Source organism: Oenococcus oeni, from assembly GCF_020510245.1.
In the GTDB taxonomy this organism is placed as follows: domain Bacteria; phylum Bacillota; class Bacilli; order Lactobacillales; family Lactobacillaceae; genus Oenococcus; species Oenococcus oeni.
The window spans coordinates 1,248,710-1,272,659 of the sequence record NZ_CP084701.1; the positions used below are offsets into that span (position 1 = coordinate 1,248,710).

Below are 23,950 nucleotides of genomic sequence, written 5' to 3' on the forward strand. Positions count from 1 at the left end.
AATGGAAACTTAATCATTGCCTGTCCGATTCTTTTATTTTATCCAAATAGAACGTTGATCATCAGAACTGCAAACAAAATTTGGAAACAAACTGTAACCAATCCGTAAATCATAAACTTTTGTCCGGAATTTTTAACCGTTTGCCATTTAAGGTTCAAACCGATTCCGGCTAAATTAACAATCCCAAAGAAATTAGCAATTGATTTAGCCCCCGTGTTAACAGTATTTGATAGATTAAAAAAAGAATTAATAAATACAAAAATTATAAAAACGATCACAAACCAAGGAACTGCAACTTTCTTACTGTCGGTCTTAATTTCATCGGCCCTTGTTCGATCAGCAAAACGGGCAAAAACAAAAACAACTACAGACAAAAGAATAACTCTCAGCATTTTGAACAAAGTCGCATAGGTAACAACTGCCTGATTTACTAAAGAAGCGGTTCCGACCACCTGGCCAACTGATTGAACAGTTCCTCCGATTAAAGCACCGATCAACAAGTTATTACCATGAAAAATATTTGGACCAATTACAGGCAAAAGAAATAGTAATACGACACCACTTAAAGAGACAGTTGCAACCGCTGTTCGGCGTTGATCATCGCTTGCCCTGATTGCCGGAGCAACAGCAGCGATCGCGCTTGAACCACAAACAGCGTTTCCACTAGCCATCAGCATCGCAGATTCGGATGGTACCTTAATAAAACGTCTTCCAACCCAAAGGACGAAAAGAATCGTAGCCATCATTTGAAAAAGGATGAAGATTACTCCTTGAATTTTAAGAGACGAGATGGTTCGTAAAGTTACCGTGAGTCCCATTAAAGCAATCCCGATTTCAATCGGGAACTTTTCGGCCCATTTAATTCCGGGCATCCATTTTTCATCCTTGAAAACCGTGTTTCCAATCAGAATCCCCAATAACATCGCAATCGCTTCACCGCCAAGACTTGGCAGATAATCAGCCGCTATTTTTGCCAGAAAGGACACTATAGTTGTTAAAAGAATTCCTTTAATCATATTTTTTTTAATTTTCATCAAAACCCCAATGATACTATTTAATCACGGAATAATAATTTGTTAAATAAATGTTTTTAATATTTACTATTAAGAATATAAATAAAAAAATAAAAAATAAAAATCATCACTCATAAAACAAAAGTGATGATTTTTAAAAAAGATCTAATTATTTTAGATTGAAACCTTTTCTCTTGGCATATTCGGTCAAAGCAGTCGTATCCTTAGCCTTCGTTAAAGCTTTTTTGTTATGTTCCGTCCAATTCTCATCGATATTTCTGCTCTCGTAATAACTACGCATCGTTTTGTTATAATCAGCAATCCCTTGATCGATTACATTCGTATCATAAGAATCTTTTTGCCAAAAAGTTGACAAAGGCAGTTTTGGTTTAACTCCCGGGTGTCCGTCAGGAACTCCCAAGGCCAATGTGAAAACAACTTTAGTCATTTCTGGTAAATCCAAATAGTTTTCATAAATTTGAAAGGCTCTAACCGGTCCGGCCATTGTAACACCACCGTAGCCTAAAGATTCGGCTGCTATGATAGCCGCATAGGCCGAAACGCCGGCAGACAAAGCTGCCCCTTCGGCTATGTTATAGGCACTTAAATTAGTTTGGGCTATTTCGCGTTCTTTTCCTTCAAAACCAACCAGCAATTTATGATAATCGGCAAGAATCACAAAAAAACGATCCGAACTGGCGACATAGGGCATATTAACCAAATCGGCGGCCTGATCTTTGACTGATTGATCCGTAATTTCAACATAGGTCACTGGCTGATAATTATTAATACTCGGCACTGACTGCGCTGCCGACATAATCTGTTCCATATCGGATTCCGGAATATGTTCACCGGTAAATTTACGAATCGAAGCACGGTTGTGAATCACTTTTAAAAGGTCATTCATTAATTCCTCCTTACTTACTCAATATAAGTATTTTAAACTTTAAAAGATGCTAAAGCTTTAAAATAAAAAATACAGAATAAAATTTATAAAATTAAAAGAGGTTATCTATCTTCGAACATGTTTCGAACATGTTTAATATTGGCCATCCTCCGATAGAATGAAACCTATGAGGTTCGATAATGAAAGTAAAAGACTTGGAGCTTTTCTCAGAAATAATTAATCAAAAGATTTACATATGGAAAAACAATCATTTATATCTGGTCAATAAAAATAATATCAATGGAAATCGTGCTTTAATAATAAAGTTACTCGCTTTTGCGAAAACGAATACTTTCACCCTAATCAAACACGAATCAGAACATGCTTTGATAGTTCCCTGCCCAAAAAATATTCTGATTTACATCGAAATAAAGCACAATTCAAAAATAAAAGCTTTCAATCTCAGTTCAGTTGAAAGCCTGCTCTCTGTCCGCCAAACCGGTGAATTCGTTTACAAATTATATACCGGTCAGGATTGTCCGTATTCTTTTATAACCTTCAAAAATACTGAACAAAATTCATCAATAGGCAGGCAAACAAGCCAAAAGACGGTCATTTCGCCAGAATTACTTTTTAAAAACGAATCATTGATCCTGGATTCGATTTCAAAACTTGATCGAAAGTCCGTCAAAGAAGCTCTTAGAGGACTCACTCACGTTCAAATTATTGGCGAAATCTTTGCAAACAATAACTTAATCCGTGGCGAAAAAGATACATTAATCAGTTTTATCGCATCACTAACGCAAACAGTCGTTATGTCCGGGCTACCAGCCAAAGAAGCTTATGAATTGGAAGATTCTCTAATCCAGGCGATCGAGCTCAGGCCGACGCTGCCGTTATTCACAGAGGTAATCCAAGAAATCGTTTGGATTTTCTATAATCAGCTCCTGGACCATCGAAAAAAAGCTGTTTCCTCAATCTCGGAAAGAACCAGCAACTATATTCAGAATCATATTCGTGAAAAAATAACTTTAAGTGGGATTTCTTCTGCTTTAAATACTCCAAAACAAACTTTAAACAAAGCTTTCGAAGCAAAATATTCGATCACAATCAACCAATACATTCGTAACAAAAAAATTTGCAAAGCAAAAGAGCTTTTGCGGGCAAATATATTAAATCTAGAGGATATTTCTAAATTTTTATCATTCAGCAGCAAAAGCTACTTTGTGCAAACTTTTAGACAAATAACCGGCTTCACGCCAAAAAATTTCCAAAGAAAGAACAATAATACAATTTAAAATTATCGTTCATTGCTCTTGCCTCTTTTGAGCTCCTCTTTTTTCAACATGCTCAATTGTTTCTCGGCATTTGACAAAAGATTCCTACTATTTTCAATCGTATGGTGAGCGTCTTTCTTTTTAGTTTCGATTTCTGCATTCGAGTATTTGGAAAGCTGCTGCTGCATTTGAATTGTTTGATCATAACCGCGAGCAACAAGGCGATAAGTGAACTGAGCAATATTGATGAAACCATGAGAAACTATTTTGCCCGAAGGCTGCCGAGCAAATTCCGAAATTGCATGATTAATCGGAAAACTAATTTTCTGATTCCAAAAAACAATTAGAGGACCAGTGAAAAATGCAATAATGATCGATGCCAAGCCAACCGAGCCACCAACAAAGAAGCCAACAATTATAAAAGAAATATCTTGAGTTACACGACAGACTTTATATTTCAAATGAGTAATTTTAGTAGCAATCGGTGCAATTGCGTCATAAGGAGCAACACCCATATCGGTCGACATATATAAAGAACTGCCAAGCGTGAAGAGGATCAAACCAATAATCAAATAACCAAGACTCATCCAGGTGCTGCTTTCTTTTCCCCAGAGATTGATAAACAGTTTTGTAAATATATCAATCAAAAATCCGACGCCAACCATATTTAAAACTGTTCCAATTCCAATTTTTCCCTTATCGAGCCAAAAGACAAAAATCAAAATAACGAAATTAATCGTTAGCTGATAAGTGCCTAAAGAAATTCCCAGATGATTTGCAATACCCAAATTTACCGATGTAAATGGGTCAAGACCAAAACCACTAATACGACAGAAGCTTGCGCCAGCGGAAAGAATTGCAATACCGATAAAAGAAAGAACAACTTTTAAGAAGATTTCAAGATAATTTGTTTTTTTCATATTTAATAAACGTTTATAAAACATTTCTAATAAAGTATTTATTTTACAAGAAAAATGTTAAATAACCAAATTTTAAGATTTAAGCAACTTATTTATGAAAAATTTTGGAATTTATATTATTAAAAAATATTCTCAAGAATTTCCTTGTTAATAATATTCCATAGTTGTATACTATGTGAAATTTATATTAAAGGAGATTAATAATTATGAAATACGCAGTTGTCGGTGCAGGAGCGATGGGCCTTCGCTATGGTATCTTGTTACAATACAATGCCGGAGTCGAAGTTGATTATATTGAACCGACAGAAGCCAGCCTTGAAAAAATTCACGCTCAAGGCGATCAAGTTTGGAAGAGTCGTGATCACAAAAACCGCCATTTAGTCAAAACTAGAGTTTATTCACCTGAGGAATACCAAGGAAATCCCGATGTTTGGATTTTCTTTATGAAACAAATGCAACTTCAGAATGCACTCGAGCGCTTAGCTCCGAAAATTAAAACACATCAAACGGCACTTGCGGCAATGAATGGAATGGGGCATATCGAAAAACTACAGCAATATTTTTCCGATGATCGGATCATTGGCGGAACCGCAATGATCGCAACTGTTCTAAACGATTATGGAGATGTTGATTTCATGGGTGCTGAGGGTGCCGGAACATCGGTATACGCCAATTTAACCGAAAAGGATTCAGAAACGATTCAAAAAATTAAAAAAGATTTTCAGGCTGCAAATTTGAATCCAAAAATAACAGAAAATTTTATGGGAACCTTGTTAACGAAGGTCTTCTTCAATTCGGTTGAAAATTCAATCGTAACAATGTTTCAATTGCGCATGGGAGAACTGCTTTCTTATGATAATTTCCTGGAAGGTATTGCTCGTCCATTAATCGACGAAGCTTATGATGCTGCCGAGGCAGCCGGTTACAAATTACTTGAATCGCGGGACGAAATGGTAGCACAAGTTGAATAAGTTTCAAAAATTGCCAATCCATTGCACTACCCTTCCATGTATCAGGATTTTTCAAATGGACGGAAAACCGAGGTCGACTATATCAACGGTTGGATCGCTGATTTAGCTGATCGAGAAGGAACCGAAGCCAAAAATCAACGAATTGTTCAAAATATGGTGCATTTGGCAGAAGCAATGCGTCAGTTTAAAAAATAATTTTTATAGGTATTCAACTTTCGAAATTCAGTTTGAATTTGACTTGTTAACGAATGAATAATATACTTTTTTCGAAATCTAATAACCGCAATAAAATAGAGGCGCGATCATCACAAAAACTGCTGAGTGTGTATTCACGATGAAGCAGTCCTAAGGGTTATCGCCGAAACGAGATTATAAATGCATATAATCTTTGTTGGGACATGTGGAAAAACCGCATGGACTGTCTCGGTCAATCCGGGGAGTGCTATTAATTGGGAATTTTATCTTCTTTACTTAAATTGCCTTTTTACCTCTATTAATCTCTGTTAACGATTAATGGAGGTTTTTTATTTGGTTGGATTGAATTTGGAGGAGAGAAAGATGCATTTAAGAAAATATCTATTGATGCTTTCAATAAGTATTTTGGCTGGCATATTGCTTATTTTTTCGGTGTTTCCAACCGAGAAAGCAGCGGCCGCAAAAAAAGACGATAAAGTCTTTTTAGTCGGGATGGAGGCAAACTACCCACCGTTTAATTGGACTCAACAAAATAAAAAGCATGGTGCTGTCCCAATCCAAGGGTCAAACCTTTATGCAAATGGCTACGATGTTCAAATAGCCAAAAAAATTGCCAAAAAACTAGGAAAAAGAGTTGTGGTTGTCAAAACCGAGTGGGACGGACTTTTGCCGGCTTTAACTTCTAAAAAAATTGATGCAATCATTGCCGGGATGACCCCTACGCCTGAAAGAGAAAAAACAATTGATTTCACCAAACCCTACTACAATTCCAAACAGATTATCGTTGTCAATAAAAACAGCAAATACGCTAAAGCTAAAACTTTAAGTGACTTCAAGGGTGCTAAACTAACGGCTCAACTGAGCACTGTCCAATATAGTTTGATCAAGCAGATCAAAGGTGTCATCAAAGAACCGGCAATGAAGGATTTTGCCTCAATGCGCGTTGCCTTGGAATCGAAGACAATCGACGGGTATGTCGCCGAACTTCCCGAAGGTTTGAGCATGGCCGTTGCCGATCCAAACGCAACTTATGTTGAGTTATCAGGAAAAAAAGGTTTTAAACTCAATTCAACTGAATCTCAAGAAGCAATTGGCTTAAGAAAAAATGATCCAAACGAAACTAAGATTAATCAAATTTTGAGTGGTATTTCACTTAAGACTCGAACTAAATTAATGCATGATGCCGTTTTGAATCAACCGCAGGCAACAACCCAAGGAAATTGGTTTATTAATATTTGGAAACAATACGGAAACATGTTGCTTCGTGGTATTGGAATGACACTACTACTATCAATCGTCGGAACGGTTGTCGGCTTTATTATCGGCCTATTAATCGGGATTGTTAGAACGATTCCCAAAGCCAAAAAAAGACCGAGACGGTATCTGATTAACTTTGTTAATTGGCTTTTATCGGTTTATATTGAAATTTTCCGAGGAACGCCAATGATTGTCAAAGCCGCAGTCTTTTATTATGGAGCCGCTCAGGCCTTTAATATTAATTTGGATAGAACGACTTCCGCTTTGATTATCGTTTCAATCAATACCGGTGCCTATCTGGCCGAAATTATCCGTGGTGGAATAATTTCTATTGATCAAGGGCAGTTCGAAGCAGCCAGTGCTTTGGGAATGACCCATTTCCAACAAATGGAGAAAATTGTTTTGCCACAGGCAGTTCGCAATAGTATTCCCGCGGTAACAAATGAATTCATCGTCAATATCAAAGACACTTCTGTGCTCAGTATAATTTCCGTTTCCGAATTATTTTTCACCGGATCGACAATTGCCGGGCAAAATTTCCAATTCTTCCACACTTATCTCACAATTTCACTGATCTATTTAGTATTGACTTTCACAATTACACGAATCTTCCGCATGATTGAAAAACATCTTGACGGACCGAAAAACTATGATTTAATGACCAACGAATTTCAAGTTGACACACCAAAAATAGGAAGTGAAAAAGAAGAATGAAAAAAGATTATATCCTAAAAATTAATCATTTAAAAAAATCTTTTGGTCAACACGAGGTCTTAAAAGATATAGATCTAGACATCGAAAATGGCGAAGTTTTAACAATTATCGGTTCCTCAGGATCCGGTAAATCAACGTTACTGCGCTGTTTGAATCTTTTAGAAGAGCCAACTAGTGGGCAAATAATTTATCAGCAACAGAATATTCTCGATCCTAACTTCGACCGAATTCAGTATCGAGCTAAGGTTGGGATGGTTTTTCAACAATTCAATTTATTCAATAATCTAAATGTTTTAGATAATTGCATTGTTGCTCAGACAACGGTTTTAAAAAAAGACAGGGATTCGGCAAAAAAAGCGGCCTTAAAACAACTTGAGCGTGTTGGAATGGCCCCATATGTTAAAGCAAAACCAGCACAATTATCTGGCGGTCAAAAACAAAGAGTCGCAATTGCCCGTTCTTTGGCAATGTCGCCCGACTTAATTCTTTTCGATGAACCAACTAGTGCGTTGGATCCGGAAATGGTTGATGGAATACTTGATATCATGAAGGATCTGGCTCATACAGGATTAACAATGATTCTTGTAACGCATGAAATGGGTTTCGCGCGAGATGTATCGGACCATGTCGTTTTCATGGATAACGGAGTGATTGCCGAAAAAGGGACCGCCGAAAAGATTTTTGGTGAACCGGAAAATCCAAGAACCCAAGAGTTTTTAAAACGATACCTTAATCGAATTTAAAACTTGATTTATTATTAACAGTTCCTTTTAGGAACTGTTTTTAATTAAAAACAGAGCAAAAAAGATGAAAAATAAAGCGACTATACTAATGTAAGTAAGAATAAATTTTAAATTAAAAGAAAGTGAGATCAATACGATGAAAATTTTAATCATCGGCGCAACTGGAATGGCCGGTTCGGAAATTGTCCAAGCCGCAAGTAACCGAGGACATAAAGTAATTGCCCTCGCTCGTTCGGAAGACAGATTGAAAGAATTAAGAAAAATGAATCCAGGAATCAAACTATTGGTTAAGGATGTCTTCCAGTTGAGCAAAGAAGAATTATCATCGGTCGACGTAATCGTAAACGCCTTTTCTGTTCGTCCAGAAAAAGCCTACCTGCATGTTGATCTGGCAGCAAAATTAATTTCCTTCTTTAGAGAAACAGAAACTCCAAGACTAGTATTTATCCTAGGTGCCGGCAGTCTTCACACCGGAACTGACCATCATTTGCTAGTTAAAGATATGGAAAAAGATCCAAAAAACAAATCTTTTATCGCTGTCCCCCAAAATCAATTGAAAGAATTTAATTTCTTAAAAGAGGTCGACAACGTCAATTGGGTTGGCATTTCCCCGGCTGCTTCATTCCATGCTGGCAAAGCCAAATCTGTTTTAAAAGGAAAAGAAGATTTATTGTTTAACGAAAATGGAAAATCAGAAACATCTTCTGGGACAATGGTGCAAGCAGTTTTGGATGAAATTGAAAAACCAGTGCACAGACAAGTGCGTTTTACGGTTGCAGATGGAATTAACTAAATAAAGATCATTATTTTAATCTCGGAATTATACGCCATTTTTTAAAGCGGTCAAAATTCAGTTAATTATTTGTGGGATCGGAATATGTACTCTTAAAAAGATTTTCCATCTTCATTGTTCATCCATCTTTTAGAAAGACCATTTTAATTGATATTTTCTTTCTCTTTTCTATAGAAATATCCTGACATTTTTCTTTAAAAGTTCGATGATTAATCAGAAAGAGTTTTTTACTTTTTAAGACTCTTAATTTTATTTCTATGGAGAGATTTAATGGACACAGTCTATTTAAGAACCTGTCTAGTATCTGCTGAATCTGGTAGAATTGTGGAAAACCGACTGAGGAGTTTGTCATGCCAGATTATCCAAGCAATATTTCTCGAGCGCAATTTGCGTTAATACAACCTGATTTAGAAAACTTCCGCAAGCATACAAGACCGCGTCGTTATGATCTTTATGACGTATTCAATGCCATCCTTTACTCGCTTACTACAGGGTGTCAATGGCGTGAATTACCGCACGATTTCCCGGAATGGCACACTGTCTACCGCTATTACGATATGTGGCGAGATAAACCAGACCCGACAGCTGATTCGCTATTAGAAAGGCTTTTAAAAAAACTGTTGCTTCCTATCGCTTTGCACAGGGCCGATCGGCCCGAACGTCGTTTGTGATTGTTGATGCTCAAAGTGTTAAAACCACTGATTTAACGAAAAATAGTGGCTACGATGGCGGCAAAAAGATTTCAGGGATTAAGCGTCATATGGCGGTTGATATTAATGGTTTACCACAAGCCATTCTCGTGACACGAGCTAATGTATCAGATCGTTCAGGTGCATTGGCTATGTTTAGTTTGGCTAGCCAAAATTTAGAGCTGGTTCAGCATGTCATGGTTGATGGTGGCTACACTGGCAATGACTTTGCGGATCAGGTGAAGCTCATTTTGAATGCTAAGACGACGGTAGCTAAACGCAACGAGTTGCATATGTTCACGGTGTTACCGCAACGATGGATCGTTGAACGTTCATGGAGTTGGCTAGACAAATGTCGGCGACTTTGGAAAAACTGTGAACGTGCCCTTAACAGCAGTCTTCAAATGGTTGTATTGGCCTTCCTGAAGATAGTTCTTAAAAGATACTAGACAGGTTCTTACCCATATAATCAGTTACCAAGTTTTTGTTAAGTCAAGATGGTAACTTCATTACTGAAATCTATTCACTATTTTAGATGTGATTGTGCTATATTAAACATGAGGGAAGCGAAGCACTATGACTATGGTGAAAGCAGCTGTTATTTACGGTCCTAAGGATATCCGCTTTGAAAAAAGAAATATTCCTGATCCGGCACCAGATGAAGTTCAAATTGAGGTTGCATTTAATGGTATTTGTGGTAGTGATATTCATGAATATTTAGAGGGTATGGATTTGGCGACAATGCCTCATCCGCTAACCCATATGCAGGCTCCGCTAATTCCTGGTCATGAATTCTCTGGGACGATTTCTAAAATTGGAAAACAAGTATCTAAATTAAGAATTGGAGATAAAGTTGCAGTCGAGCCAATGATTGCTTGTGGAAAATGTCCGGAATGTCTTTCTGGTCATTATAATTGGTGTGAGCATGCTATAGGTAGTGATCAATCAGCAGGATTCTTAGGATTTTCGGCTAACGGTGGTTTAGCTGAAAAGTGCAATGTAAAAAGTACCTTTGCACATCTCTTGCCAACTAACTTTCCGCTTGATTTAGGGGCTTTAGTTGAGCCAGTTTCAGTTGCTGCACAAGCAGTTATGGCAAGCCGAGTGTCTCCTGGAGATGATGTCTTAATTCAGGGTGCTGGTCCAATTGGATTGTTCACGGCCTTAATAGCACAAATTTCTGGTGCCCATCACGTCATAATAAATGACATGTCAGAGGAACGTTTGGATTTAGCAAATGAATTAGGGGTTCAATACCCAATACGTGCTGATAGCCAAAAGTCATTAGCTCACGCTATCAGCACTATCACGGAAAATCAGGGAGTAGATGTTGCATTTGATTGTGCCGGTGTACAACCCACACTTACTGGTGCCATTCAGGCTCTTAAAAACGGTGGCAAGGTTACCGTGATTGCATTATTTCAACATCCACCAGTTGTAGATGTTAGAGCTCTTCTTAAAAAGGGTGGTAGTTTATTAACATCTTATGGATATGCCAATATCTTCGATCGAGTAATTAAGATTATAGATACCTATCGGTCACTATTCAAACGTGTCATTACAAAAAAGATTGAATTAAATGAATTAGTTTCAGAAGGAATTGAATCCTTAGAAAAGGATAAAAAACAAGCAAAGATTTTAGTTCGTTTGCATTCTTAGTTAACATCAGTTTTCTCAACCCAAGTGCCCTACAATTATGGCTCTACGTCAACTGGTGTTGAAGAATAAATTTATCATTTGAGGCGGTTCTCCATTTGGGGAGCCGTCTTTGTCATGTTATGCCGTGATTTGGTAGATTCGTTTGAAGAAGTTCAGCTGATTCTTGAAGCCAAAACAGGATCGTTTGAGTGACTTGATGAGGTGGTTAACCCCTTCGATCGGACCGTTGGAATAAGGGCTGGTGACAGCGACTTCGTGTCGCTTAAGCGTCGCGATCGTCATGTCCATTGCCGTACCGTTTAGCTCGTAAGTAGCTAACAGGATTGCCAGTTCCGCGGGATGTTTCCTCACCATCAAGGCATCATGAGGCGCTAAGTAGGTCTCGTAGGTTTGCTTGAACTTGGGCAGAGTTTAACACTAACGTGTAGTGATCTTTGATTTACTCCACATTAATTATGCCAGTTGCGACAAGGGTTAGCGCCATTTACTACACCTGAGCAAGATTATTCACATTCTGGTCATAAACAACCGGTTTTTAGTGTTGCAATGGGCGTAACTCAATGGTGATGTAGCTCTATCAATGCGTGTGCACCGCTTAAGATTCGTCGGCTGATTATTACACCCGTAGCTGCCTTATTAAGAACCTGTCTAGTATCTTTTAAGAACTATCTTCAGGAAGGCCAATACAACCATTTGAAGACTGCTGTTAAGGGCACGTTCACAGTTTTTCCAAAGTCGCCGACATTTGTCTAGCCAACTCCATGAACGTTCAACGATCCATCGTTGCGGTAACACCGTGAACATATGCAACTCGTTGCGTTTAGCTACCGTCGTCTTAGCATTCAAAATGAGCTTCACCTGATCCGCAAAGTCATTGCCAGTGTAGCCACCATCAACCATGACATGCTGAACCAGCTCTAAATTTTGGCTAGCCAAACTAAACATAGCCAATGCACCTGAACGATCTGATACATTAGCTCGTGTCACGAGAATGGCTTGTGGTAAACCATTAATATCAACCACCATATGACGCTTAATCCCTGAAATCTTTTTGCCGCCATCGTAGCCACTATTTTTCGTTAAATCAGTGGTTTTAACACTTTGAGCATCAACAATCACAAACGACGTTCGGGCCGATCGGCCCTGTGCAAAGCGATAGGAAGCAACAGTTTTTTTAAAAGCCTTTCTAATAGCGAATCAGCTGTCGGGTCTGGTTTATCTCGCCACATATCGTAATAGCGGTAGACAGTGTGCCATTCCGGGAAATCGTGCGGTAATTCACGCCATTGACACCCTGTAGTAAGCGAGTAAAGGATGGCATTGAATACGTCATAAAGATCATAACGACGCGGTCTTGTATGCTTGCGGAAGTTTTCTAAATCAGGTTGTATTAACGCAAATTGCGCTCGAGAAATATTGCTTGGATAATCTGGCATGACAAACTCCTCAGTCGGTTTTCCACAATTCTACCAGATTCAGCAGATACTAGACAGGTTCTAAGAGATCTGATCGATCAATACATGCAAAAAAAGGAATTGCTCTATCAAACTTGGTTCACTCACAGCGAAGAACGTTTAAAGGCTTTCAATCAGGTTCGGAAAGGAACTAAAAAAATTATCGAAACAATCCGCGATGCTTCTTTCCCGCGTGATCTTCACGGTTCCGCGCTTGAAACAGTCATGGACGTAATTGCAAGCCAGGAAGAGATTTTTAAAGGCGCTAAGCATGCCTTTATGTGGAAACCGAAAATGAGAATCCCCGACATCTATGAAAACCGGGAAAATCAGTTGGCATTCGCCGAGATGTTCGATCAAATACTTCACACAAATAACGATCTTAAAATGCTGATGGCAGTTAATGAATTAGATAAACATAAAATCAAAGGGCTTGGGCCTGCTGTCGCTAATATTCTTTATTTTCTCGAACCAACAATTTTTTGTCCATTCAATACGAAAATTGTCGAGGGCTATAACTATTTAACGCATTCAAAGATTCGTTTGGGCAAATGGGTCGATTACTTTAAATTACGGGATGGGGTTATTGAATTAAATCAGGCTAGTGGACTTTTCTCAAAGGATCTTGGAGCCGTTTCGGCCTTTTTGTTTGATATTGGAAAATTGAATTATGTTGTCCGGGAAAACTCGGAAGTTTATATCAAAACAGAAAATAAAACACAGAAAAAAATTGAAGAAAAATTGGAAAATGATGAATTAAAAAATTTGCACTATAAAATTCAATATATTTTAGCCGATATCGGTAACAATATCGGCTATCGTTCTTGGATCGCTTCAAATGATCATAATCGACATTATCAAGGAAATCGTCTTGGGGATGTTTCTTTAGCAAGACTTCCGGAAACTATTAATCGATTACCAATTCATATTCGTGAAACGGTCTCTTTAATTGATGTAATCTGGTTTTCAAAAAACGATCTGCCGATTGCTTCTTTCGAAGTCGAGAAATCAACATCGATCATGTCCGGCATGAATCGAATGGATGACTTCTATCAAGTTAATCAAAACGATATGATGCTCTATATTGTGGCACCGGACCATCGCGAAAATGAAGTTTTAGCACAATTCAATCGTCCTCATTACATGCGCAACCATGATTTGCATGATCATATTCGTTATATTCTTTTTAAAGATTTAATTGAAAACTATCTTTCTATTAAACGATTTGGTAAGGATTTTTCAATTTTGGCAGCTATTTCGCATTTTTCAGATGGAAATCCTGTCAAATGATCAATATTCAAAGATAACCCTTTGATCGTCTTCCAGTAAAATAACCAAGAAAATAGTTGTAAATTGGATCTTTACATGATACCTTTTGAATGAAATAAAGCTTTTCGACAAACTTCGCTAGCTGATTGAATCCTTTGGAAGCTTATTTCTAATCTATTTTAATGGAGTTTTATCATGGGATCGGAATCAACAGGAATTTTTCATTGGATTTACGTTCAATTATTCGCTAATTGGAAGAAGTTTGAAGTAATTTATATTTCAATTTTGATTTTGTTGCAATTTGCAGTCTACGCAATTGTTCCAGATTCTTTAATCGGCATGGTTTCCGGCGTTGCCGGAGTTCTCTGCCTGATTTACGGAATGAAGGGGCGGAAAATAAATTTCATTTTTGGCTTAATCCAATGCCTGGCAATGGCTTATGTCGCTTGGATCAGCCATGCTTATGGATCATTCGCAATGGATATCGTTTATGTCATTTCACAACCAATCGGATGGTTAATGTGGGGACACGACGAAGCAACTCATTCCTTTTCCAAAACAATTCGAAATTGGATCTTTTTAGGCGCCTTCATTGCCTGGGCAATTGGTTGGTGGATTCTTTCAATCATACATGGACAATTACCATACTTGGACAGCATTAACTTTGTTGTAAGCATTATCGCTCAAACGCTTTATATATTGAAGTAAAAAAAAACTGGTCGCTATGGATTATTGTCAATTCAGCCAATATAATTTATTGGGCAGCTTTGGCCTATCAAACGATTGCCGGTTACACGAATATCGGTAATTTAGGAGCCAATCTTTCACAAATCGCTTTACAGGCTGCCCTGCTCTTTAACAGTATCTATGCCATCAAAGTTTGGGGAAGCGGCGAGGCCGACAATGAAGGAGGAACCAAGAATGCCTAACTTGTCATCATTAAAAAAACGGCTCCCATCATCAAGTGATGAGAACCGCTCTCGGATTATCTGAGATCCGATTTGCTCATATAGGAGAAATCTCTTTAGCAGACTCAAGCCGCTGTTTACGATCTCTATTAATCCTTATCTATATTATAACAATATAAAAAAGCGCTTTCAATACTCAATTGACTTGACATGTGGATTATCTTTAAAAAGATCCATTAATCGTGCAGGATCATACCCTTGTGGTAATTTGACAAACAATTCTACATGGATACTATCATTGCCATTTTTATCGGCACTAAGATTTATAATCTCGATATTGTTGGAGGCAAATTTTTTCTGTATAAAAGCAATCGAATCAGCTATTTTGTCAAATTCAATATCAATTTGCTCAGATTCAGGCAACGGCATCCACTTAAAATTATGACGAAGAATAATTTGAACCAGTAAAACAATTACTGTAGCTGAAACGCCGATAAAATATAATTTAGCACCAATGGCCATACCAACTCCGGCTGTTGTCCAAACACCTGCTGCCGTCGTTAAACCATTGATTGCCTGTTTTCTAACAAAAATCATTCCAGCGCCAAGAAAACCGATTCCACTAACAATTTGTGCCGCAATTCGTGACGGATCAAGTACATACCCTTTCAGTTGGACAACATCGACAAAACCGTATTTGGAAACAATCATAATCAGGGCCGCTCCAAGAGCAACGATCATGTGGGTTCGAACTCCAGCCTCTTTTAATCGGCTTTTTCTTTCATAACCAATTGCAAAACCACAAGCCCCTGCAACAATTAATCTGAGCAATAATTCAATCTGTGTAATTAAATATGTATCGTTCATAGATTGTTCCTTCTAGCTAATTATGGCATAGACAAAAATTAAAAAACCTATGGCTTGAAAGCTTTTTTATTTTCCTGCTAACTCGAAGTTAATATTTTGCCTAGATACCATGTTTGTTTCAAAAAAGCTTATACAGAAGCCCCCAAGTTTCTACATAATATAATATAAAAAAGTTCATTAGAATAAGAACACAAAAATTATCTTAAAAATGCTTGATAAAATTCCTCAGAATCATTATTTGGAAGAATATATTCAATCGATATCGATTTAATTTCGCTTTCAAAAAGAAAACTTTTTTTATTCAATTGACGAGCCAGTCCTTCAGCTTGAAGTGCCCTCAGCTGTTGCCCAACCGTCAAATGAGGAACATAAGGAATATCTTTCCGCAAAAAAATGGATAATTCCGAGTTCCTATATAACGAATCATGAATAATTTCTATTTCCTTTCGACCCTGCCCGACTTCAAGCCAAATATAACCGCCACGGAAATCGCCATCCAGATGATTTAGTTCAATTTTGAAACAGTCGACTTTTTTCAAACTCTCTTGAGTAAGCGTAATTAAACGATCATCGGAAATTGGACTGTCAAAAGGAAAAACCAAGGATATATGCGGCCTGATATTCTTATAGAGAGGATCAATTCGTTTCCTAATCAGATCTATCTCCAAATTATTTGCAAATTGTGGAAAAATGAGTATCGATCTTAACATTTTATTCAAAAAAATTATTTCAAATTAGTTCATTTAAAAATTATCATGTCTTTATTCTTGAATATAAGATCATATCGAGAAAATTGTTCACACAAAATTTTTTCTTAATGGAAATTCAACTTTTTCTATCGAAAGCTTTTTTATGTAAACACAGATTGAAAACTCTGACCTCAATATAGTTGATTTGTTGATCTACAGATTGGAGTTCAATTGAAAAGTTGTATAATTAATTTAGTGAGTGACCGCTCACTTACTCAACCGATTACGAGGAAATTATGACTAACGTAATAACGCTGGAAAAAGTTTCAAAAAGTTTTGGACAAAATCATGTTTTAAAAAATATAAGTCTTCAAATAAAAAATGGCCAATTAATTGGCTTGATCGGTCCATCAGGCACCGGAAAGACGACTATGATTGCTGCTATTTTAGGCATGATTAAATTGGATAGCGGAAAAATAACCGTACTCGACAAAAGCATGCCAAACCGAGAAGTCTTAGGAAAAATCGGCTATATGGCGCAAAGCGATGCTCTTTACACATCCCTCAGTGGCAGAGAAAATTTAAGGTTTTTTGCCGGTTTAATGAAACAACCCGGTGAAATTTTAAGAGATCAGATCAAGCGGGTTAGTGAAATTGTCGACCTACAAGATTCTTTAGATATAAGAGTTTCAAATTACTCGGGAGGCATGAAACGTCGTCTATCATTGGCAATTGCTTTATTAGCGAACTCGCCAATAATTCTATTGGACGAACCAACCGTTGGAATCGATCCGGAACTAAGAGTTCAGGTCTGGGCAGAATTAAGAAAACTTCATAAATCAGGAAAAACTATTATTGTTACCACCCACGTAATGGATGAAGTCGAACATGTTGATCGGGTATTAATGCTGCGAAACGGCCAAATAATTGCCGACGATCTGCCACAAAAATTAGAGTCTGATTATAAAGTTAATTCAATAGAAAAAGTATTCATAAAAACAGGAGAAAAAAATGCGCACTCTAGTGATCTTTGAAAGAATCCTAAAAGAACTTAGTCGCGACAAAAGGACTCTAGCACTTGTATTTTTGGCGCCTTTGCTGGTTCTGGGACTTCTTTATTTAATCTTGCAATCAAATACCAATTTAAGTGCTCGATTGGGAACTGAAAATGTCAGCCCAAATTTAATGAAACAATTGAAAAAAAACAGTAAAATCAACTTGGTTGCTATCAATAATAAAAGGAGTATTTCAAGAAATTTGAAGAAGTATCATCTTGCGGCTCTTTTAAAACAAAAAAACCAGAAATTGACAGTCACCTATCAAAATGCAGATACCTCTTTAACAGCCGTTGTTAAAGAGAATCTGGTTAAAAGTATTACAAAAGATCAAATTAAATCAATTAAATCGAAAATTAATCAATCGCAACAAGAATTGAATTCCGTCATCAAATCATTGCCGACTACCGAGCAAAAAGCAATCGAAAGTAAATTAGGAAGCAAAAAAAATGGAAATTCTCTATCGCTATCAGAAAAGTATATTTATGGAAACGCCAATAGCAGTCTTTTTACCGCAATTGCGCCTGTTTTAGTTGGATTTTTAGTTTTCTTCTTTGTCTTCTTAATTTCCGGCGTTTCGCTACTACAGGAAAGAACTACGGGAACACTTGGCAGGTTATTAACCAGTCCGGTTAAAAGGCAGGAAATAATTGCCGGCTATGTTGGAGCATATGGATTACTAGCAATTCTGCAAACTATCGTGGTAGTTATTTATGCAATTTACGTTCTTGGCATAAATAGTCGTGGATCAATCTGGTTGGTAATGCTAATCAATCTATTACTCGCATTAGTCGCTTTGTCAATGGGACTATTGGTTTCAACGCTTGCCTCATCCGAATTTCAGATGATTCAATTTATACCGATTTTAATCGTACCGCAGGTTTTCTTTTCCGGAATGTTTAATCTTAGTGATATGAATAGCTTTTGGCGAATCTTCGCCCATATCTTTCCAATGTATTATGGCGGCGATGCTTTGATCGACGTAATTAAAAAAGGAGCCGGAATAGAAAATATCGGAATCGACTTATTAATCTTGGCTGCCTTTGCAGTCATTTTAATTTCTATTAACATTATTGGTTTAAGACGTTATAGGAGAGTCTAAATTGACGAAAGAAAATAGCTTACTGTCCTTATTTGAGAGCGCTATAAAAGAAAAAGTTGTTCTAACCAAAAAACAACGAGCCGTGTTAAACGCCAGCTTGATTTTATTTTCCGAAAAAGGTTACGAAAAAACTTCAACATCCGACATTGCAAAAAGAGCTGGTGTAGCAGAAGGCACTGTTTATAAGCAATTTAAAACGAAAAAAAATCTGCTCATTAACGGTATCGCACCAATATTAAAAATAGTCTTTGAAGATGCAATTAATGAATTTTCGGAAAATAGTTTAAAAGATAAGGAAATGACTCTGCATGAATATTTAACCGATATCGTGCAAGACCGTAGTAATTTCGTTGAAAAAAATCTGCCGGCAATCAAAGTTATCTTAAATCAGATGTTAACAAATCCTGAATTCGCAAAGATTGTAATCACAAAGTTTAAAAAAAGTTTAGAAGCTTATGTTAACCCGATTTTGAATAACTTGCGACAAAATAATCAATTAATCGAGCTGCCTAATTATCAAATATTCAGATTTATTTTTAGTTCAGTTGCCGGGACGGTCATAGGCTATCATGTCAACGATAAAAGTTCTCTGGGAGAGGAAATCAACGCAACAATTCTTCTACTGGAAAAAGCCTTATCAAAAGCAAATCAAGATAATTAATTTGCTTCGACAATCACTATTCTTTCAGTTTCATTCTGCCATCGAGAATTTCATAAATCTTGTCGGCAAAATCCACTAAACGCAAGTCGTGAGTGACAACTACGATGCTTTTGTGTTGTTCTTTTGCTAAAGATTTAAATAAACTGCCAACCTCTTTCACATTATCGCTATCCAGCGATGCCGTCGGTTCGTCCGCCAATATAATACTGGGGTCCGTGTACAGTGCTCTTGCAATTGCCGCTCGCTGATTTTGGCCGCCTGATAATTCCCCGGGGTATTTTTCTTGCAGTTCCTCAATTCCTAATTTCTTTAAGAGCGAATCCAAACTGGAACTATCCAAATTACCCTTATTTTTGACTTTATCAACCAAGACAAATTGTTCTTTTACGGTTAAGTATGGAAGCAAATTATATGATTGGAGAATGAAAGCAATTTTATTTAAACGCAAAGTATCCCGGTCCTTTGACGAAAGACCTTCAATTGGTTGACCTTCAATATTTACCTGACCGGAGGTTGGTTTTTGCAATCCACCTGCGATTGTCAAAAAAGTGCTTTTACCAGAACCAGAAGGACCCAACACTAAATTAAATTGATTATTTTCGGCAGAAAAATTTATATTTTTCAAGACGTGGACTCGGCTTATTTTATTTCCAAAAATTTTATTGATATTCCGTAATTCAATCACTGACATATTTATTCTCCAATCACGCTAATCGGGTTAATACGGACAATGATCCTGGCTGGAATCAATGCGCCGATAAGTCCGGTTATAATCAAACCAACAGCAACGGACAGCAAAATAGGTAAATTAAAACTCATTGGCACGGCAGTCGGGATAAAAACAGCAGTCAAAATTGTCAAAAGAGCAGCAATAATCAAACCGCTAACAACAAGAATTGCCGACTGGCAAATCGTCGCAATAACAAGAATTTTCGCCGGAATTCCTTGGGCCCGCAGAACCGCATAATTTTTTATTTTTTGAATTGTCAATATATATAAGAAAACAGCAATTACAATTAAAGAAATAATCATTAAGAAAGCAATCATGAAAGTAAAAGTTGAATTTTGGGCCGAATAACCCGGTAATTGATTAATAAATTTTCCTGATGAATAACTTTTTAGTTGAGAATTAGCTGCCTTAAAATTAGAAGATTGGGAAACGACCGCACTGGCTTTAAAGTCGCTTCTGCTACTCTGCATTTTTTTCCAGGCACTCAAAGTTCCGTAAACGACTGGAGCAACACTCAATTTAGCGCCTTTAGTAAAGCCAACAATTTGATATTTTCCAGAGAAGGAATTGAAACTGACTTTCTCGCCGAGTCGATAGCCGTCATCTTTGAATTGTTCGTCGACAACAATTTCCCGATTACTAGCTGCTTTACGTCCACTAAGCAGTTTGATATTCTTAAAAATAAATTGGTGTTTATCCAAGCCGATAAACTGAGCAGATTCCTTTTTATTCCCTTTCGATTTAACTACTATCGAAGCTTGGCCGATATAAGCATCTTTTCTGCTTAGCTTAAAAGTGCTTAACTCCTTCTTCGTGATCAAAGATTGAGATAAATTAATATCTGAATCCTTGTCCAAAACAATTCGTTTTATATGCCAAGAATCAATCACCTGAGTATTTTCTTGAGCCAGGCCCAAAGCTAAGCTGGTCAGGACAAAAATCAAATAAGCAATTAAAACGATCATCGATATAATCAGTCCATAACGTAGCTTTTCTCGTTTAATTTCTTTTAAAGCCAAGAACATTTCATTCATCCCCTTTTTTGGATAATTGTTTTAGTAAAACCGCCAAACGTGTGATTGCCATGTCCTTTATTTCTGGATTCAGCATAATCAGTTTGATAGTTTCATGGCTCATAACTTTGGCAGCCCATTGCCGATCATTTTCTTCAGTTGAGGAAGAGCTTCCTCTAGAAGGAGATTTTCTTTTACCAGCCAACAAGGATTCGTTCTTCAAAAAATGCATCTTTATAAATTGATAATAATCAGTCTGGTTAATTTGATTAACGAAATTTTCAACTTCCTCGATATATAAATTAGGATCAAAATTAAAGTTATTCAGCCGCCCAACGATATTTCGGTGAATATCAGTCATAGCCAACTTATAGAGATGTAAATATGCGTCATCCAAGTCATCAAAATATTTATAAAAAGCTCCACGAGAGATGGCTGCATTTTTAACAATCCGCGCCACCTGGGCCTCAGCCAAGGAATAACTTGAAAATTCTTGATTTAAAGCTGCAATTATCCGTGCCTGTTTTTTTGAGTCCAAATTAAGAAAAGTTTTTGATACCATTAATATCCTCTAAATAAGTGACACCACGTCACTAAGATAAATTCTATCAGAATGGTGACACGGCGTCAATTTTTCTAAAAACCAATCATATTTTTAGAAGATGATTGGTTTCTCTATATATACCAATTTAATAAAAATAGACGATTTTTTAGTCGTCGGAATATGATTAAAAAATAAGTAATTTAGTAAGGTCACTGACAAGAATAATAAATTTATATTTAACGTTAAGTAAGATAAAACTTCACCAAAAGTGGAGTTTCTTTGGATGAAAAAAAGACCACCATTGAATGGTAGTCCGATATGCATTGATCTGTTGAATCTATTTAATGAAATGAAAAAAGTTCAAAAAATTTAACTTCGATTAAAAGCCGTTCTTAATACTAAGGTGTTGTAGCCATTTGCGGCTACAAGCAATAGCCTATTTCTCAACAATTAAGTGTAAATAAAATTTTAATTAAGCGTAAATAAAGTATTTAAAAAGAAATTGTTCTTTCACTTTTTTAAATTTAATTGAATAGAAAAAGAAATAAATATATTATGAAGAGACATTCTTTTTTTGGAGAAATAAAATGAACTATTTTTTGATGATAATATTGGGAGTTTTGGGCGCGGAATCACGCTTTGCAATAGAATTAACTATCGATAACAGCGCTTATCCTTACGGTACTTTGATAATTAACATGATCGGCTGTTTTCTCTTGGGTTTTATGTATTATTTTTTTGTCGAAGCAAAAAAAACGATAAATCAACTCGTTGCGGTAGTTTCAACTGGTTTCGTTGGCTCATTCACAACTTTTTCAACTTTCGAACTAGAAATTTTCAAAATGTTTCAATTAGATCAATATTTAAAAGCTATAAGCTATTTTTTCGTAACAATGTTAAGCGGGTTATTGTTCGTCTTTCTGGGATATTGTTTAAGTAAATTAATAATAATTAAAAGAAAGGAAAACAAATGATTCAAATATTTTCAGTCGCTTTGGGCGCCGCATTAGGTGTTCTTGGTCGCTATCAAATAACCAATTCAATTAAGAAAAAATGGTTGAATATGATTTATCCCTGGCCAACTTTTTTGATTAACTTTTTGGGATGCCTTCTTTTGGGTTTGTTTTATTCGCTTAATTTATCGGAAAATGTATATCTTTTTTTAAGTATGGGCTTTACCGCTACTTTTACAACTTTTTCAACTTTTAACTTGGAGAACATAGAATTACTGAAGTCTCATCAATATCGGCAATTTTTTAAATATCTCTTGGCAACTTATTTATTAGGATTTTTCGGTGTTTTTTTAGGTTTTTTTATTGGCAATTTGTGATTTTATATATCAATAAAGTAATTAAAAACCCAAAATTTAAAATATTGCAATGTTTTATCATCAAACATCCCGTTATCTCGTTCGGGTCGGTTAAAACATTCTTTATCAGGAAATATTAAAAGCTCATTTATTCATTTTTTAATTTATTGTTCGTTTGCTATTTCTATTTGAATATAACAAGATCGAGAAAAAAATTGCCAAACATATACCCAAAATTACATAAGTCCATCGCTGCCAACTGCTGACGAAAAAGCCAAAGATAAAATCACCTAAAGGCTGAATTCCATCAAAAAACAGGAATGTCAGTCCAAATATCCTACCTGAAAATTTAATATCCGTTTCATCTTGAATAAAGGTAGTAATGCTTCCAAAGAATCTCGCCTGAAATATACCATAAATTAAAGCAATTAAGATCCAAGCAGTTAATGAAAAGAAAATTCCGCAAAAACCAGCATAATACCATAGAACAATTGCTCCCAGTAAATTCTTTCTGGTTTAATTTTACGTTTTTGAAAAGTAAACCACACGCCTCCCAACAATCCTCCAACAGCGGAAACTGTTAAAAAAACTGTAGTTTGTTGAATTTCCCTGAAAAAAATGATGTGCAATGTAAGGAGCTGCCAATAGAAAACCAGCATAGCAAAAATTAAAAATCCCCATAGCCAACATGTACATCAACAAATTTGAATGATTCTTAACGTACTTGAAACCGATCAGGGTACTTGTAACAATAGATTCTTTCGCATTATTTTTTTCATCTTGAACTTTTTTATATGGTATCAGAAAATTCATACAAAGTGCCACTATATATGACAATGCATTGATTAGCAAAAACTCGCTAAAATCAATATTCTTGATTGCTAATAATGCACCTCCTACGAGCGGCGCAGCCATATTAGCTAGATTAAAAAAAGTATTTGATATGGCATTAAATTTTTGTAAGTATATTTTAATAACCACTTCAGGAGTAATCGCTTTGGCTGCCGGATAATTCAGAGCAAGCATTAAATTCAAAACGAAAGTAATTATGATTAACAAACAGATTTGTGGTTGTTCATTATTTACGTAAAAGTTGCCTGATAAGCACATCAACGCTGAAATGGTATCTGTCCAGATCAAGACTTTTTTCGATTATACTGGTCAACTAATAATCCAACTAAAAAATCTCCTAAAAGAAATGCCAAGCCTCCTGATCCTTCGATTAATCCTAA

Annotated in this window: 22 protein-coding genes, 3 pseudogenes and 1 riboswitch; of the genes and pseudogenes, 14 read left to right on the forward strand and 11 right to left on the reverse strand. The window is 36.4% G+C overall.

What is annotated here, in order from left to right; translation table 11 throughout:
- Positions 1–38: 38 nt before the first annotated feature.
- Together J3U91_RS06595 and J3U91_RS06600 are read right to left on the reverse strand one after the other, a co-directional pair.
- Positions 39–1,034 (reverse strand): YeiH family protein, encoded by a 996-nt coding sequence (locus tag J3U91_RS06595; protein WP_002818628.1) that lies wholly within the window; start codon positions 1,032–1,034, stop codon positions 39–41.
- Positions 1,035–1,182: 148 nt separating this feature from the next.
- Positions 1,183–1,920, reverse strand: a complete 738-nt coding sequence (locus tag J3U91_RS06600) for a nitroreductase family protein (RefSeq protein WP_002817368.1) — start codon at positions 1,918–1,920, stop codon at positions 1,183–1,185.
- Positions 1,921–2,099: 179 nt separating this feature from the next.
- Here J3U91_RS06600 and J3U91_RS06605 point away from each other — a divergent pair, with 179 nt between their 5' ends.
- Positions 2,100–3,197 (forward strand): helix-turn-helix domain-containing protein, encoded by a 1,098-nt coding sequence (locus tag J3U91_RS06605; RefSeq protein ID WP_002817371.1) that lies wholly within the window; start codon positions 2,100–2,102, stop codon positions 3,195–3,197.
- Between the two features lie 2 nt (positions 3,198–3,199).
- Here the strand turns inward: J3U91_RS06605 and J3U91_RS06610 are convergent, their stop codons facing one another.
- Complete coding sequence (locus J3U91_RS06610; RefSeq protein ID WP_071444257.1) at positions 3,200–4,096, reverse strand: YczE/YyaS/YitT family protein; 897 nt, start codon at positions 4,094–4,096, stop codon at positions 3,200–3,202.
- Between the two features lie 206 nt (positions 4,097–4,302).
- Here J3U91_RS06610 and J3U91_RS06615 point away from each other — a divergent pair.
- The 6 genes and pseudogenes from J3U91_RS06615 to J3U91_RS06640 all read left to right on the forward strand — a co-directional run bounded on the left by J3U91_RS06615 (position 4,303) and on the right by J3U91_RS06640 (position 11,117).
- Positions 4,303–5,262, forward strand: a pseudogene (locus tag J3U91_RS06615) (ketopantoate reductase family protein).
- A gap of 88 nt (positions 5,263–5,350) precedes the next feature.
- A riboswitch (Lysine riboswitch) is annotated at positions 5,351–5,520 on the forward strand.
- A gap of 105 nt (positions 5,521–5,625) precedes the next feature.
- Complete coding sequence (locus J3U91_RS06620) at positions 5,626–7,233, forward strand: ABC transporter substrate-binding protein/permease (RefSeq protein WP_226489927.1); 1,608 nt, start codon at positions 5,626–5,628, stop codon at positions 7,231–7,233.
- A complete protein-coding gene (locus tag J3U91_RS06625) occupies positions 7,230–7,976 on the forward strand; it encodes an amino acid ABC transporter ATP-binding protein (RefSeq protein WP_002818620.1) in 747 nt (248 codons plus the stop codon). Before J3U91_RS06620 ends, J3U91_RS06625 begins: the two co-directional genes overlap by 4 nt.
- A gap of 136 nt (positions 7,977–8,112) precedes the next feature.
- Positions 8,113–8,769 carry an NAD(P)-dependent oxidoreductase gene (locus J3U91_RS06630; protein WP_002818618.1) on the forward strand — a complete coding sequence of 219 codons (657 nt, stop codon included), beginning with the start codon at positions 8,113–8,115 and terminating at the stop codon, positions 8,767–8,769.
- Positions 8,770–9,119: 350 nt separating this feature from the next.
- Positions 9,120–9,907, forward strand: a protein-coding gene (locus tag J3U91_RS06635; protein ID WP_094515910.1) for an IS5 family transposase whose coding sequence is annotated in 2 segments (ribosomal slippage) — positions 9,120–9,387 and positions 9,387–9,907 — 789 coding nt in all. Because the reading frame shifts where the segments join, the coding sequence is not laid out codon by codon here.
- A gap of 127 nt (positions 9,908–10,034) precedes the next feature.
- On the forward strand, positions 10,035–11,117 hold the full coding sequence (locus J3U91_RS06640) for an alcohol dehydrogenase catalytic domain-containing protein (RefSeq protein WP_002817376.1): 1,083 nt from the start codon (positions 10,035–10,037) through the stop codon (positions 11,115–11,117).
- A gap of 117 nt (positions 11,118–11,234) precedes the next feature.
- On the opposite strand, the pseudogene J3U91_RS06645 reads toward J3U91_RS06640, so the two are convergent.
- Positions 11,235–11,528, reverse strand: a pseudogene (locus tag J3U91_RS06645) (transposase); the annotation flags it as partial.
- Between the two features lie 237 nt (positions 11,529–11,765).
- A protein-coding gene (locus J3U91_RS06650; RefSeq protein ID WP_100067454.1) for an IS5 family transposase occupies positions 11,766–12,553 on the reverse strand; the annotation gives its coding sequence in 2 pieces (ribosomal slippage) (positions 11,766–12,286 and positions 12,286–12,553; 789 coding nt in all).
- 84 nt (positions 12,554–12,637) lie between these two features.
- Between J3U91_RS06650 and J3U91_RS06655 the strand changes: the two genes are divergently transcribed.
- Positions 12,638–13,861, forward strand: coding sequence for a hypothetical protein (locus tag J3U91_RS06655; protein WP_002818595.1), 1,224 nt, complete (start codon positions 12,638–12,640; stop codon positions 13,859–13,861).
- Positions 13,862–14,035: 174 nt separating this feature from the next.
- Positions 14,036–14,769, forward strand: a pseudogene (pnuC, locus tag J3U91_RS06660) (nicotinamide riboside transporter PnuC).
- Between the two features lie 168 nt (positions 14,770–14,937).
- Here pnuC and J3U91_RS06665 read toward each other — a convergent pair.
- Together J3U91_RS06665 and J3U91_RS06670 are read right to left on the reverse strand one after the other, a co-directional pair.
- Positions 14,938–15,615: an MgtC/SapB family protein gene (locus tag J3U91_RS06665; protein ID WP_002818592.1), complete on the reverse strand. Its 678-nt coding sequence runs from the start codon at positions 15,613–15,615 to the stop codon at positions 14,938–14,940.
- A 197-nt stretch (positions 15,616–15,812) separates the two neighbouring features.
- Positions 15,813–16,325 (reverse strand): 2'-5' RNA ligase family protein, encoded by a 513-nt coding sequence (locus tag J3U91_RS06670; protein ID WP_002820279.1) that lies wholly within the window; start codon positions 16,323–16,325, stop codon positions 15,813–15,815.
- Between the two features lie 275 nt (positions 16,326–16,600).
- Here J3U91_RS06670 and J3U91_RS06675 point away from each other — a divergent pair, with 275 nt between their 5' ends.
- From J3U91_RS06675 to J3U91_RS06685, 3 genes are read left to right on the forward strand one after another with little or no spacing between them, the layout of a single operon-like run.
- Positions 16,601–17,338, forward strand: coding sequence for an ABC transporter ATP-binding protein (locus J3U91_RS06675; RefSeq protein WP_002818590.1), 738 nt, complete (start codon positions 16,601–16,603; stop codon positions 17,336–17,338).
- Positions 17,316–18,461 carry an ABC transporter permease gene (locus tag J3U91_RS06680; RefSeq protein ID WP_002818589.1) on the forward strand — a complete coding sequence of 382 codons (1,146 nt, stop codon included), beginning with the start codon at positions 17,316–17,318 and terminating at the stop codon, positions 18,459–18,461. The genes J3U91_RS06675 and J3U91_RS06680 overlap by 23 nt, the downstream gene beginning before the upstream one ends.
- A 1-nt stretch (position 18,462) precedes the next feature.
- Positions 18,463–19,122 carry a TetR/AcrR family transcriptional regulator gene (locus J3U91_RS06685; protein ID WP_002817381.1) on the forward strand — a complete coding sequence of 220 codons (660 nt, stop codon included), beginning with the start codon at positions 18,463–18,465 and terminating at the stop codon, positions 19,120–19,122.
- 16 nt (positions 19,123–19,138) lie between these two features.
- Here the strand turns inward: J3U91_RS06685 and J3U91_RS06690 are convergent, their stop codons facing one another.
- From J3U91_RS06690 to J3U91_RS06700, 3 genes are read right to left on the reverse strand one after another with little or no spacing between them, the layout of a single operon-like run.
- Positions 19,139–19,813, reverse strand: a complete 675-nt coding sequence (locus J3U91_RS06690; protein WP_002817382.1) for an ABC transporter ATP-binding protein — start codon at positions 19,811–19,813, stop codon at positions 19,139–19,141.
- 2 nt (positions 19,814–19,815) lie between these two features.
- Positions 19,816–20,877 carry an ABC transporter permease gene (locus J3U91_RS06695; RefSeq protein ID WP_002818587.1) on the reverse strand — a complete coding sequence of 354 codons (1,062 nt, stop codon included), beginning with the start codon at positions 20,875–20,877 and terminating at the stop codon, positions 19,816–19,818.
- Between the two features lies 1 nt (position 20,878).
- On the reverse strand, positions 20,879–21,427 hold the full coding sequence (locus J3U91_RS06700) for a TetR/AcrR family transcriptional regulator (RefSeq protein ID WP_002817384.1): 549 nt from the start codon (positions 21,425–21,427) through the stop codon (positions 20,879–20,881).
- Between the two features lie 569 nt (positions 21,428–21,996).
- On the opposite strand from J3U91_RS06700, the gene crcB reads away from it, so the two are divergent.
- A complete protein-coding gene (crcB, locus tag J3U91_RS06705) occupies positions 21,997–22,383 on the forward strand; it encodes a fluoride efflux transporter CrcB (protein WP_002817385.1) in 387 nt (128 codons plus the stop codon).
- Complete coding sequence (locus tag J3U91_RS06710) at positions 22,380–22,739, forward strand: CrcB family protein (RefSeq protein ID WP_002817386.1); 360 nt, start codon at positions 22,380–22,382, stop codon at positions 22,737–22,739. The genes crcB and J3U91_RS06710 overlap by 4 nt, the downstream gene beginning before the upstream one ends.
- A 501-nt stretch (positions 22,740–23,240) precedes the next feature.
- Here the strand turns inward: J3U91_RS06710 and J3U91_RS06715 are convergent.
- Positions 23,241–23,828, reverse strand: a complete 588-nt coding sequence (locus J3U91_RS06715; protein ID WP_002818585.1) for an MFS transporter — start codon at positions 23,826–23,828, stop codon at positions 23,241–23,243.
- Positions 23,829–23,950: the final 122 nt, after the last annotated feature.

Excerpts from the sequence above, each read along its gene's own strand:
- J3U91_RS06595 (WP_002818628.1), bottom strand. The coding sequence starts at position 1,034 with ATGAAAATTAAAAAAAATATGATTAAAGGAATTCTTTTAACAACTATA.
- J3U91_RS06600 (WP_002817368.1), bottom strand. The coding sequence starts at position 1,920 with ATGAATGACCTTTTAAAAGTGATTCACAACCGTGCTTCGATTCGTAAA.
- J3U91_RS06605 (WP_002817371.1), top strand. The coding sequence starts at position 2,100 with ATGAAAGTAAAAGACTTGGAGCTTTTCTCAGAAATAATTAATCAAAAG.
- J3U91_RS06610 (WP_071444257.1), bottom strand. The coding sequence starts at position 4,096 with ATGAAAAAAACAAATTATCTTGAAATCTTCTTAAAAGTTGTTCTTTCT.
- J3U91_RS06620 (WP_226489927.1), top strand. The coding sequence starts at position 5,626 with ATGCATTTAAGAAAATATCTATTGATGCTTTCAATAAGTATTTTGGCT.
- J3U91_RS06625 (WP_002818620.1), top strand. The coding sequence starts at position 7,230 with ATGAAAAAAGATTATATCCTAAAAATTAATCATTTAAAAAAATCTTTT.
- J3U91_RS06630 (WP_002818618.1), top strand. The coding sequence starts at position 8,113 with ATGAAAATTTTAATCATCGGCGCAACTGGAATGGCCGGTTCGGAAATT.
- J3U91_RS06640 (WP_002817376.1), top strand. The coding sequence starts at position 10,035 with ATGACTATGGTGAAAGCAGCTGTTATTTACGGTCCTAAGGATATCCGC.
- J3U91_RS06655 (WP_002818595.1), top strand. The coding sequence starts at position 12,638 with ATGCAAAAAAAGGAATTGCTCTATCAAACTTGGTTCACTCACAGCGAA.
- J3U91_RS06665 (WP_002818592.1), bottom strand. The coding sequence starts at position 15,615 with ATGAACGATACATATTTAATTACACAGATTGAATTATTGCTCAGATTA.
- J3U91_RS06670 (WP_002820279.1), bottom strand. The coding sequence starts at position 16,325 with ATGTTAAGATCGATACTCATTTTTCCACAATTTGCAAATAATTTGGAG.
- J3U91_RS06675 (WP_002818590.1), top strand. The coding sequence starts at position 16,601 with ATGACTAACGTAATAACGCTGGAAAAAGTTTCAAAAAGTTTTGGACAA.
- J3U91_RS06680 (WP_002818589.1), top strand. The coding sequence starts at position 17,316 with ATGCGCACTCTAGTGATCTTTGAAAGAATCCTAAAAGAACTTAGTCGC.
- J3U91_RS06690 (WP_002817382.1), bottom strand. The coding sequence starts at position 19,813 with ATGTCAGTGATTGAATTACGGAATATCAATAAAATTTTTGGAAATAAA.
- J3U91_RS06695 (WP_002818587.1), bottom strand. The coding sequence starts at position 20,877 with ATGTTCTTGGCTTTAAAAGAAATTAAACGAGAAAAGCTACGTTATGGA.
- J3U91_RS06700 (WP_002817384.1), bottom strand. The coding sequence starts at position 21,427 with ATGGTATCAAAAACTTTTCTTAATTTGGACTCAAAAAAACAGGCACGG.
- crcB (WP_002817385.1), top strand. The coding sequence starts at position 21,997 with ATGAACTATTTTTTGATGATAATATTGGGAGTTTTGGGCGCGGAATCA.
- J3U91_RS06710 (WP_002817386.1), top strand. The coding sequence starts at position 22,380 with ATGATTCAAATATTTTCAGTCGCTTTGGGCGCCGCATTAGGTGTTCTT.
- J3U91_RS06715 (WP_002818585.1), bottom strand. The coding sequence starts at position 23,828 with ATGTGCTTATCAGGCAACTTTTACGTAAATAATGAACAACCACAAATC.